This is a genomic window from Micromonospora chalcea, assembly GCF_028768405.1.
GTDB lineage: Bacteria > Actinomycetota > Actinomycetes > Mycobacteriales > Micromonosporaceae > Micromonospora > Micromonospora chalcea.
In genome coordinates this window covers 2369109-2381602 of the sequence record NZ_CP118233.1, presented here as the reverse complement: position 1 = coordinate 2381602, position 12494 = coordinate 2369109, and the positions used below count along the sequence as shown (strand labels likewise).

The window sequence follows — 12494 nt, the reverse complement described above, 5'->3', positions numbered from 1 at the left end:
ACGGGCCCACCGCCGTCGTCGTCTCCGGTGCCGTCGAGGCTCTCGACGAGGTGGAGCGGGCCTGGCGCGACCGGGGCGTGCGCACTCGCCGCCTGACGGTGAGCCATGCGTTCCACAGTCCGTTGATGGAGCCGATGCTGGCCGAGTTCCGCGCGGTCCTGCAGGGCCTCACGTTTGCCACGCCGCTGCTGCCGGTGGTGTCGAACGTGACTGGGGCCCTGGCCGGCGACGAGATCCGTACGCCGGAGTATTGGGTGCGGCATGTGCGCGAGGCGGTGCGGTTCGCCGATGGGATCGCCGCTCTGCGGGCTGCCGGTGTGGACACGTTCCTGGAGGTCGGCCCGCAGAGCGTCCTGACCGCCATGACCGCCGACGTGCTGCCCGACGACGACGGTGTGCTGGCGGTGGCTGTGCAGCGCCGGGACCGTCCGGAGGCGCACGCGCTGCTGCACGCCCTGGCGGAGCTGCACGTGCACGGGATGCCGGTGACCTGGACGCAGTGGTTCGCCGACACCGGCGCGCGCCGCGTCGACCTGCCCACGTACGCCTTCCAGCACCAGCGCTACTGGCCCACCGCCGGCCGGGCGCGTACGGGCGACGTGTCCGGGGCCGGACTCGGCCGCACCGGGCACCCGCTGCTCGGCGCGACAGTGGACCTGGCCGGCGACGACGAGATGGTGCTGACCGGCCGGCTCTCCCTGACCACGCACCCGTGGCTGGCCGACCACACGGTCTCCGGGCTGACGCTCGTACCCGGCACGGCCCTGGTCGAGCTGGCCGTACGGGCCGGCGACGAGGTGGGCCTCTCCCGGCTGCGGGAGCTGACCATGGCCGCCCCGCTGATGCTCCCCGAATCCGGCGGCGTACGCATTCAGGTGCGGGTGTCCACGTCGGAGTCGCCGCAACGTCCCGTCGCCGTCTACTCCCGCCCCGACGACGATCCCGAGGCGGGCTGGACCCGGCACGCGGAGGGTGTGCTGGAGGCGTCCACCGCCGACGAGCCCGACACGATCACCTGGCCCCCCGCCCCGACGTCGGAGGTGGACCTCGCGGGGTGGTACGCGACGCTGGCGGAGCACGGCCTGGCGTACGGGCCGGTCTTCCAGGGACTCCAGCGCGCCTGGGTCGGCCGCGACGAACTGTTCGCCGAGGTGGCCCTGCCGGAGGCCGCCGCCACGGAGAGCGCCGGATTCGGCGTGCACCCGGCGCTGCTGGACGCCGCCCTGCACCCGATCGGGCTGCTGCTCGGTGGCGAGGAATCGAGCGGACCACGGGTGCCGTTCGCCTTCGAGGGCGTGCAGGTCCACGCCGCAGGCGCGGGGACGCTGCGGGTGCGCCTGACCCGCGACGGCTCCGGGCTGCGGCTGGCCGCGTACGACGAGGTGGGCGCGCCGGTCGTGTCGATGGACTCCCTCGTCCTGCGAGAGCTGACCGGCGCGGCCGCGCCGGGCGTGGCCTCGCGGTCGCTGTTCGAGCTGCGGTGGCCGGCCGTGCAGGCCGCACCCGCCGGGAAGCTTTCCGGATGGGCGCTGGTGACCGGCGGCCTGGAGCTGCCGGCACCGGTAGGAATGCCCACGTACGCCGACGTGGCGACGGTCACGGGGGAGGAGTCCGTCCCCCGGACGCTGCTGCTGCCGGTGTTCCCCGCGCCCGGCGCGGCGACGCCGGAGTCGGTCCGGGCAGTGACCTCGGACGTGCTGGCGACGGTGCAGTCCTGGCTCGCGGCGGACGCCCTGGCGGACTCGCGGCTCGTGGTCGCGACCCGGGGTGCGGTGTCGATCGGCGACGGCGACCGGGTGACCGACCTGGCGAGCGCTGCGGTATGGGGTCTACTGCGTTCGGCGCAGTCGGAGCACCCGGGCCGCATGGTCCTCGCGGACGTCGACGGCGACCTGGACGCCGCGCTGGTTGCCCTGCTGGACGGCGTCCTGCGGGAACCGGCCACGACCGGCGGCCAGCTCGCCGTCCGCGAGGGCGCGGTGTACTCGCCGCGCCTGGTCCGGGCCGGCGTCACGGCCGCGCAGACGCCCAGCCTGGGTGACGGCGCGGTGCTGGTGACCGGCGGTACGGGTGCGCTCGGGGCGCTGGTCGCGGAGCACCTGGTGTCGGTGCACGGCGTGCGGTCGCTGGTGCTCGTCTCGCGGCGCGGTCCGGAGGCCGCCGGTGCGGGTGAGTTGTCGGAGCGGTTGTCGGCGCTGGGCGCGTCCGTGCGGATCGCCGCCTGTGACGTGACCGACCGGGACCAGGTCGGCGCTTTGGTTGCCGAGGTCACCGCCGAGGGTCGGCTGGCGGGTGTCGTGCACACCGCCGGCGTCCTGGACGACGGTGTCGTGGAGGGGCTGACGGCGGCGCGGCTGGCCGGGGTGTTGGCGCCGAAGGTGTCGGCGGGTTGGTTCCTGCACGAGGCGACGGCGGGTCTGGATCTGGATCTGTTCGTGGTGTTCTCGTCGGTGGCGGGTGTGCTCGGCTCGCCCGGTCAGTCGGCGTACGCGGCGGGCAACGCCTTCCTCGACGGGCTTGCGGTCCACCGGCGGCAGTTGGGTCTGCCGGCCGTCAGTCTCGCGTGGGGCATGTGGGACACCGCCGGCATGGCCGCCTCGATCGACGAGGCGGATCGGGCGCGGTCCGCGCGGGCGGGTCTGACGCCGATGAGCGCCGAGATCGGGTTGGAACTCTTCGACGCCGCCCTGCGTGCCGACCGTCCGGCCCTCGTACCGGCCGTGATCGACGTGCCCGCGCTGCGGGCGGCGACCTCCGGCGGCCCCGTGCCGGCCGTGCTGCGCACCCTGATCGGCGTGACCGGCACCCGCCGCCAGGCGGGGCAGGGCGGTGGCGGCTGGGCCGACCGGCTCGCCGGGCTCACCGAGGACGAGGGCCGCGCCCATATCGACGTGCTGGTACGGGGTCTGGTCGCGCAGGTGCTGGGGCACGGTGGTGCGGAGTCGGTGCCGGCGGACCGGGCGTTCCGGGAGCTGGGCTTCGACTCGCTGACGGCGGTGGACCTGCGTAACCGGTTGAACGCGGCCACCGGGCTGCGGCTGGCCTCGACGCTGGTGTTCGACTACCCGACCCCGGCCGCGCTCGCCGACCACCTGTGGTCGGAGCTGGCCGGCGTCAGCGCGTCGGCCAGCGCACAGGTCGCCGGCACGGTCGTCGGCGCCGACGAGCCGATCGCGATCGTGGGCATGGCCTGCCGTTACCCGGGCGGGGTGGAATCCCCCGACGAACTGTGGGAGTTGCTGGCCGGCGGCGGTGAGGGGATCGGGGAGTTCCCGGCGGATCGCGGTTGGGACCTGGAGTCGCTCTTCGACCCGGACCCGAACCGCAGCGGTACGTCGTACACGCGCCACGGCGGTTTCCTGTACGGCGCGGCAGAGTTCGACCCCGGTTTCTTCGGTATCTCGCCGCGTGAGGCCCTGGCCATGGATCCGCAGCAGCGGTTGCTGCTGGAGGCGTCGTGGGAGTCGTTCGAGTCGGCGGGGCTTGATCCGCAGCGGTTGCGGGGCAGCCGGACGGGTGTGTTCGCCGGTGTCATGTACCACGACTACGCCTCCCGGCTCATGGACCTGCCGACCGAGGTGGAGGGCTACGTCGGGACCGGCACGTCCGGCAGCGTGCTGTCCGGTCGGGTCGCCTACACCTTCGGGTTGGAGGGGCCGGCGGTCACCGTGGACACGGCGTGCTCGTCGTCGCTGGTGGCGCTGCACCTCGCCGCGCAGGCGCTGCGTTCCGGCGAGTGCGATCTGGCGTTGGCCGGTGGTGTGACGGTGATGGCGACGCCGGGCACGTTCATCGAGTTCTCCCGGCAGCGCGGCCTGTCGCAGGATGGTCGCTGCAAGTCGTTCGCGGCGTCCGCCGACGGCACCGGCTGGTCCGAGGGCGTCGGCGTGCTGCTGGTGCAGCGGCTCTCCGACGCCCAGCGCGAGGGCCGGAAGATCTACGCCGTGGTGCGGGGCACGGCCGTGAACCAGGACGGTGCGTCGAACGGGCTGACCGCGCCGAACGGTCCGTCGCAGCAGCGGGTGATCCGGCAGGCCCTCGCGAACGCGCGGCTCACTGCGGCCGACGTGGACGCCGTGGAGGCGCACGGCACCGGCACCACCCTCGGTGACCCGATCGAGGCGCAGGCCGTCCTGGCCACGTACGGGCAGGACCGGCAGGGGCGGGAGCCGTTGTGGCTCGGCTCGGTCAAGTCGAACATCGGGCACACGCAGGCCGCCGCCGGTGTCGCCGGTGTGATCAAGATGGTCATGGCGATGCGCCACGGCGTCGTCCCGCCGACCCTGCACGTGGATGAGCCGTCCCCACACATCGACTGGACGGCCGGGGCGGTGGCCCTCGCGACCGAGCCCACCCCGTGGCCGCGGGTGGACCGGCCGCGTCGGGCGGCGGTGTCGTCGTTCGGGATCTCCGGCACGAACGCGCATGTGATCATCGAGCAGCCGCCCGCCGAGACGATCGAGGGCGAGGTCGTCGCCCGCGACGTGCCGCCGGTCGTACCGGTGCTGCTCTCCGCGCGCTCCGACGCGGCCCTGGCCGGCCAAGCGGGCCGGTGGGCGCGCTGGCTCGCCGCCGACGAGGCCCCGCGTCCGCTGGACGTGGCCTGGTCCTCCGTCACCACCCGACCCGCGCTGGAACAGCGCGCCGTCGCCGTGGTTTCCGACGGCAACGACCTGCTCACCGCGCTTCGAGCCCTCGATGCGGGCGAGCCGTCGGGGGCTGTCGTGACCGGTTCTGCCGCCGCGCGCGGCCAGTTGGCGCTGCTGTTCTCGGGTCAGGGTGCGCAGCGTGCGGGGATGGGCCGGGAGTTGTCCGCTCTGTTCCCGGTGTTCGCCGCCGCGCTGGACGAGGTGTGTGCGCAGCTCGATCCGCTGCTGCCGCGTCCGCTCAAGGACGTGCTGTTCGCGTCGCCGGGGTCCGCCGAGGCGGAGTTGCTGGACCAGACGGTGTTCACGCAGGCCGGGTTGTTCGCGGTCGAGGTGGCGCTGTTCCGCCTGGTGGAGTCGTTCGGGATCGTGCCGGACATGCTGGCCGGTCACTCGATCGGCGAGGTGACCGCGGCGCATGTCGCGGGTGTGTTGTCCCTGGCCGACGCGTGTCAGCTCGTCGCCGCGCGGGGTCGGTTGATGCAGGCGCTGCCCACGGGCGGCGGCATGCTGGCCGTTGCCGCCGACGAGGCTGCGGTGGTCGAGTCGATCGCCGGGCTCGCCGACCGGGTAGGCGTCGCTGCGGTCAACGGACCCACCGCAGTGGTGGTGTCCGGTGCCGTCGAGGCCCTCGACGAGGTGGAGCGGCACTGGCGCGACCGGGGCGTGCGCACTCGCCGGCTGACGGTGAGCCATGCGTTCCACAGTCCGTTGATGGAGCCAATGCTGGCCGAGTTCCGCGCGGTCCTGCACGGCCTCACGTTTGCCACGCCGCTGCTGCCGGTCGTGTCGAACGTGACGGGTGCCCTGGCCGGCGATGAGATCCGTACGCCGGAGTACTGGGTGCGGCACGTGCGCGAGGCGGTGCGGTTCGCCGACGGGATCGCCGCTCTGCGGGCTGCCGGTGTGGACACGTTCCTGGAGGTCGGGCCGCAGAGCGTCCTGACCGCGATGACCGCCGACGTGCTGCCTGATGACGAGGCCGTGCTGGCGGTGGCTGTGCAGCGCCGTGACCGTTCGGAGGCGCAGGCGCTGCTGCACGCCCTGGCCGAACTGCACGTGCACGGGATGCCGGTGACCTGGACGCAGTGGTTCGCCGACACCGGCGCACGCCGCGTCGACCTGCCCACGTACGCCTTCCAGCACCAGCGCTACTGGCCCGAGGGCACGGCCGAGAAGCGGGCCGCCCCGGACGGCGGCGACGTCGAGTTCTGGACCGCCGTCGAGCGTGGCGACCTGGCCGCCCTCGCCGCCGAACTCGGCGACGACCCCGACGCCCTGGACACGCTCGGCCCGGCCCTGCCGGTCCTCTCGCGCTGGCGTCGTCACCGGTCCCGGGACACCGCGCTGGACGGGTGGTCGTACCGGATCGGGTGGGAGCCGGTCCGGCCGAACCCGAAGACCAGGCTGTCCGGGCGGTGGCTGATCGTCACCGTCGACAGCGGCGCCGACGCGGGCGTGGCGAAGACCCTCACCCAGGCCGGCGCCCGGGTGGACACGCTCACCGTGTCGTCCACCCTCGACCGCGCCGACCTGGGCGAGCGGCTGCGCCGGATCAGCGGGGACGGCTGGGCCGGGGTGCTCTGCGTCCTGCCCCGCCAGGACCGGCCCCCGGCGCACACGCCGGTGCTGCCCGCTGGCACGGCCGCCCTGCTCACCCTCGTCCGGGCGCTCACCGACACCGGCCTGGCCGGACGGGTGTGGGCGCTCAGTCGGACCGCGATGCCCGTCACGGCCGGCGAACGGGTCGACGACGTCTGGGCGGCCCTGGCCTGGGGCCTGGGCCGGGTCGTCGCCCTCGAACAGCCGGACCGCTGGGGCGGCCTGGTCGACCTGCCCGCCCGCGCCGACCGCGGCGCCCGCGCCGGGCTCGTCGCGGTCCTCGCCGACGGCACCCTGGACCAGGTGGCCGTCCGGCGCAGCGGCATCTTCGGCCGGCGGCTGGTGCCGGCCGCGCCGCCCGCCGGGTCAGGTTGGCGGCCCGCCGGGACGGTGCTGGTGACCGGTGGTACAGGAGCGTTGGGTCGGCACGTGGCCCGCTGGTTGCTGGCGAACGGGGCCGGTGAGGTGGTCCTCGCCTCGCGGCGGGGTCCGGGGGCTCCGGGTGCGGCGGAGCTGGTGGCCGAGTTGGGTGCGGTGCGGGTCGTGGCGTGCGACGTCACCGACCGGGCCGCCGTCGACGCCCTCGTGGCGGACCTGCCGGAGCTGACCGCCGTTGTGCACACCGCCGGAGCGTCCGGCGGCACCACCCCGGCGTACGAGGTGACCGACGGCGAGCTGTCGGACACCCTGGCCGGCAAGGTGCTCGGCGCCCTGCACCTCGACGCCGCCTGCCGGGGTCGCGACCTCGACGCGTTCGTGGTCTTCTCCTCGGTCGCCGGTGTCTGGGGCGGCGGCGGGCAGGCCGGCTACGCGGCCGGCAACGCCCTGCTCGACACCCTCGTCGCAGCCCGCCGGGCGAAGGGCCTGCCCGCCACCGCGCTGGCGTACGGCCCGTGGGCGGAGGACGGCATGGCCGCCGGGGAGACCGCCGACGGCCTGCGCCGCCGCGGGTTCAGCTCGCTCGCGCCCGACGCCGCCGTCGCGGCGCTCGGCCGCTGGGTGAACGCCCCCGAGGCGGCCCCCGTGATCGTGGACGTCGACTGGTCCCGGTTCGTCACGGCGTTCACCGCCGCACGGCCGAGCCACCTCTTCGACCGGGTCGCCCCCGCCGTCGCCGAGGAGCCGCAGCGGCCGGAGAGCGCCGCCGCCACCGACGGGCTGCGCAACCGGCTCGCCACGCTGCCGGCGACCGGCCAGGAGGCGCTGCTGGTCGACCTCGTCCGCGCGGAGGCGGCGGCCGTGCTCGGCCACCCCACCACCGACCAGGTGCCCGCCGGCCGGGCGTTCCGGGAACTGGGCTTCGACTCCCTCGCCGCCGTGCAACTGCGGGACCGGCTGGGCCGGGTCACCGGCCTGACCCTGCCGTCGACAGTCGTCTTCGACCACCCGTCGGCGGCGGAACTGGCCCGCTTCCTGCGTACCGAAATCGTCGTCGGCGCGGACGGCGGCCCGGTCACCGGCGGCGTGGCCTCTGCCCGGCCGGCGGCCGACGAGCCGATCGCGATCGTCTCCATGGCCTGCCGCTTCCCTGGCGGGGTGTCGTCGCCGCAGGAGCTGTGGCGCCTGCTGGCCGAGGGGGTGGACGCGGTCACGCCGATGCCGGCCGACCGGGGCTGGGACCTCGACGGCCTGTTCGACAGCGACCCGGAGCGGGTCGGCACCAGCTACACCCGCAGCGGCGGCTTCCTGCACGACGTCGTCGGCTTCGACGCCGCGTTCTTCGGGATCAACCCGCGCGAGGCCCTCGCCATGGACCCGCAGCAGCGGCTGCTGCTGCACACCACCTGGGAGGTCTTCGAACGCGCCGGCATCGACCCGCACCGGGTACGCGGCTCCGCCACCGGCGTGTTCATGGGCACCAACGGGCAGGACTACGCCACGCTGCTGCTGGGCGCCCGCTCGCAGGTGGAGGGCTACCAGGCGACCGGCAACGGCGCGTCCGTGGTCTCGGGCCGCCTGGCGTACTCGTTCGGGCTGCACGGCCCGGCGGTCACCGTCGACACGGCCTGCTCGTCGTCGCTGGTGGCGCTGCACCTGGCCGCGCAGGCGCTGCGCAGCGGCGAGTGCGACCTCGCCCTCGCCGGCGGCGTCACGGTGATGTCGACCCCGGGCGCGTTCCTGGAGTTCTCCCGGCAGCGCGGCCTCGCGGCCGACGGGCGGGTCAAGGCGTTCGCCGAGGCCGCCGACGGCACGGGCTGGGGCGAGGGCGTCGGCGTCCTGCTGCTCCAGCGGCTCTCCGACGCCCAGCGCGACGGCAACCGGATCCTCGCCGTCGTACGGGGCAGCGCCGTCAACTCCGACGGCGCGAGCAACGGCCTCACCGCCCCGAACGGACCCGCCCAGCAGCGGGTCATCCGGCACGCGCTGGACAACGCCGGCCTCACCCCCGCAGACGTGGACGTCGTCGAGGCACACGGCACCGGCACCACCCTCGGCGACCCGATCGAGGCGCAGGCGCTGCTGGCCACGTACGGCAGGGACCGAACCGCCGAGCGGCCGCTGTGGCTCGGGTCGGTGAAGTCGAACATCGGCCACACCCAGGCCGCGGCGGGCGCGGCGAGCCTGATGAAGATGGTGCTGGCCCTGCAACACGAGGTGCTGCCGAAGACCCTGCACGTCGACGCGCCGACCCCGCACGTCGACTGGTCCTCCGGCACGCTGGCGCTGCTCACCGAAGCACGACCGTGGGCCGCCACGGACGGACCCCGCCGGGCCGGCGTCTCCTCGTTCGGCATCAGCGGCACCAACGCCCACGTGATCATCGAGGAGGCCCCGGCGCCGGTCGCCGCCGCCGACACCGCAACGTTCGACGTGACCGCGGGGCACGGCGAAGCGCGACGCGACCACCGCGCCGTGGCCCTGCCGTGGCCGGTCTCCGCCGCCGATCTGCCCGCCCTGCGCGAGCAGGCCGGGAGGCTGGCCGACCACGTCGCGACCGGCGACGACCCGGCCGGCCTGGTCGCCTGGGCGCTCGCCGACGGCCGCGCTCACCTCGGCCGGCGGGCCACCGTGATCGCCGCCGACCGGGAGACCCGGCTGGCCGCGCTGCGCGCCCTGGCCGCCGGGGAGGAGCACCCAGCGGTGGTCACCGCCCGGCGACGCGCCGGCGGCCTCGCCGTCCAGTTCTCCGGCCAGGGCGCCCAGCGCCCCGGCGCCGGCCGCCAGCTGTACGACACGTTCCCCGTCTTCGCGGCGGCCCTCGACGAGGTCTGCGCGGCCCTGGACCACCAGCTGCCGCAGCCGCTGAAGCCGGTGCTGTTCGCGGCCGAAGGCAGCGCCGAGGCGGCGCTGCTCGACGAGACGGTCTTCACCCAGGCGGGGCTGTTCGCGCTGGAGGTGGCCCTGTTCCGGCTGGTCGAGTCGTTCGGGGTGGTGCCCGGGCACGTCGCCGGGCACTCCATCGGCGAGATCACCGCCGCGCACGTCGCCGGCGTGCTGTCCCTCGCCGACGCCGCCACGCTGGTGGCCGCCCGGGGAAGGCTCATGCAGGCCCTGCCCGCCGGGGGCGGGATGCTCGCCGTCGCCGCCGACGAGGCGGCCGTCGTCGAGTCCCTGGCCGGGCTGGGTGACCGGGTCGGCGTCGCCGCCGTCAACGGCCCCACCGCCGTGGTGCTCGCCGGGGCCGTCGACTCCCTCGACGGGCTGGAGCGGCTCTGGCGGGAACGCGGGGTGCGCACCCGCCGGCTGCGGGTCAGCCACGCCTTCCACAGCCCGCTGATGGAACCGATGCTGGCCGAGTTCCGGGCCGTCCTCGACGGACTGGCGTTCGCCGCGCCGCTGCTGCCGATCGTGTCGAACCTGACCGGGCGGCTCGCCGAGCCCGACGAGATCCGTACGCCCGACTACTGGGTGCGCCACGTCCGCGAGGCCGTCCGGTACGCCGACGGGATCGCCGCGCTGCGCGACGCCGGCGTGGACACCTTCCTGGAGCTCGGACCGCAGGCGGTGCTGACGGCGATGGCCGCCGGCCTGCTGCCCGGCGACGAGGACGGCACTGCCGTGGCGGCGCTGCGCGCCGGCGCCGACGAGCCGGCCGCCCTGCTCGCCGCGCTGGCCGTCGTGGACGGCACCGGGCGGGACGTCGACTGGGCGGCGGTGCTCGCCGCGCTGGCCGGCCCCCGCCCGGATCCCCGCCTGCTGCCCGAGCTGCCGACGTACGCGTTCCGGCCGCAGCGCTACTGGCCGACCCTCGACACGTCGCCGGCACCGGCCGCCGACCCGGTCGACGACGCGTTCTGGCGGGCCGTCACCGACGGCGACCTGGGCCGCCTCGGCCTCGACCCGGACCAGCCGATGCGCGAGCTGCTGCCGGAACTGGAGTCGTGGCGGCGTCGCCAGCAGCTCGACGGCACCCTGGCCGGCTGGCGGTACCGGGTCACCTGGGAACGCCGGGCGCTGACCGGCGCCGACCCGGGCACGTGGCTGGTCGTGGCCCCGCCGCACCAGGTCACCGACCGGGTGCTCGCCGCCCTCACGGCTGGCGCCGCGGCGGTGCACCTGCTGACCGTCGACCCGGCCACCGCCACCCGCGACGGTCTGGCCGCCGACCTCGACCGGCTCGCCGCCGCGCACCAGCCGACGGCGCTGCTGTCCCTGCTGGCGTTGGACGAGGCGCCGCACCCGGAGCAGACCGCACTGCCGACCGGCCTGGCGGCGAACCTGCTGCTGGTGCAGGCGCACACCGGCCGCTCCGGCCCGGCCGTACCGCTGTGGCTGGCCACCACCGGCGCCGTCGCCGTCGACGGGGAAGCGGTCGCGCACCCGGCGCAGGCCACCACGTGGGGCCTCGGCCTCGTCGCCGCGCTGGAACACCCCCGGCACGTCGGCGGAGTCGTCGACCTGCCGGCGGGCCCGGCCGAGGCGGCGTACGCGGCCCTGGTCGGGGCGCTGGTCAACGTCGACGGTGAGGACCAGCTCGCCGTCCGGGAGGCCGGCGTGCACACCCGGCGGCTGGTCCGCGACACCGGGCTGCCGGCGGCGGGCGACGGCTACCGGCCGAACGGAACCGTCCTGCTCACCGGCGGGACCGGCGCCCTCGCCCGGCACACCACCGACTGGCTGGGACGCCACGGCGCCGAGGTGCTCCCGCTGGCCGAGCCGGCCACGGGCAAGCTCGGCGACCTGATGGAGCAGCTCGCCGCCGAGGAACGGTCGGTGACCGCGCTCGTGCACGTCCCGGCCGAGACCGGCTCGGTGCCGCTCGCCGAGCTGACCCTCGCCGGCCTGGCCGCCGACCTGGCCGCCACCGTCGGCGACGTCCCCAGGTACGCCGACGAGCTGGCGCACCGCCCGCTCGACGCGTTCGTGCTGTGCACCTCGACCACGGGGGTGTGGGGCGCGGGCGGCCGGGCCGGCCAGTCCGCCGGCGATGCGCTGCTGCACGCGCTCGCGGCGAACCGGCGGCACGGGGGACTGGCGGCCACCGCCGTGGCGTGGGGCCCGTGGAGCGACGACCCCGAGTCGCCCGAGCAGGCGCAGCTGCGTCGGCGGGGCCTGCCGGGGCTGCCCCCGGAGCTGGCCCTCGAGGCGTTCGGTCAGGCGCTGCGGGCGGAGGCGGGGCTGATCGTCGCCGACGTGCGCTGGGACCGGTTCGTGCCGACGTTCGCGTCGATGCGGCCGTGCCCGCTGCTGACGGGGGTCCCGGAGGCGGGCGCGGCGATGCCCGCCGACGACGAGCGCCAGCCGGCGGACGACGAGGCGGCGACCGCGCTGCGGGAGCGGCTGCGGCCGCTGAGCCCCGCCGAACGCGAAGGCGTCCTCGTCGACCTCGTGGGCGGCCTGGCGGCGACCGTGCTCGGCCACGGCGGGGACGCGGGGCTGGAGCCCGACCGGGCGTTCCGCGAGGTCGGGTTCGACTCGATGACGGCCGTGGAGCTGCGCAACCGGCTCCGCGCCGCCACCGGCGTCCAACTGCCCGCCGCCGTGGTGTTCGACTACCCCACGCCGGCGGCCCTCGCCCGGCACCTGCGCGACCGGCTCGCGGAGGACGGCGCCGCCGCGGCGGCCCCGCTGCTCGCCGAGCTGGAACGGCTCGACGGTGTCTTCGCGGCCGACGCGCCGGACCGGCTGACCCGGCAGAAGCTGCTGGTGCAGCTGCAGGCGTTCGTCGCCCGGTGGGGCGACGACCGTGGTCCCGTCGAGGAGAAATCGGCCACGCACACCCTCGACGACGCCACCGATGCCGAGATCTTCGATTTCATCCACCGCGAGCTGGGTGGCCCCGGCGGCAATTTGCCGGGGATCTAG

Annotated in this window: 1 protein-coding gene (only partly in view); it reads left to right on the top strand. The window is 75.6% G+C overall.

Annotation, left to right across the window (positions count from 1 at the left end; all coding sequences use genetic code 11):
• Positions 1-12494: the end of a type I polyketide synthase gene (locus PVK74_RS10345; protein WP_274478943.1), read on the top strand. It extends 17323 nt beyond the left edge of the window; 12494 of the gene's 29817 nt are visible here — the last part of the coding sequence; the start codon falls outside the window, past its left edge; its stop codon occupies positions 12492-12494.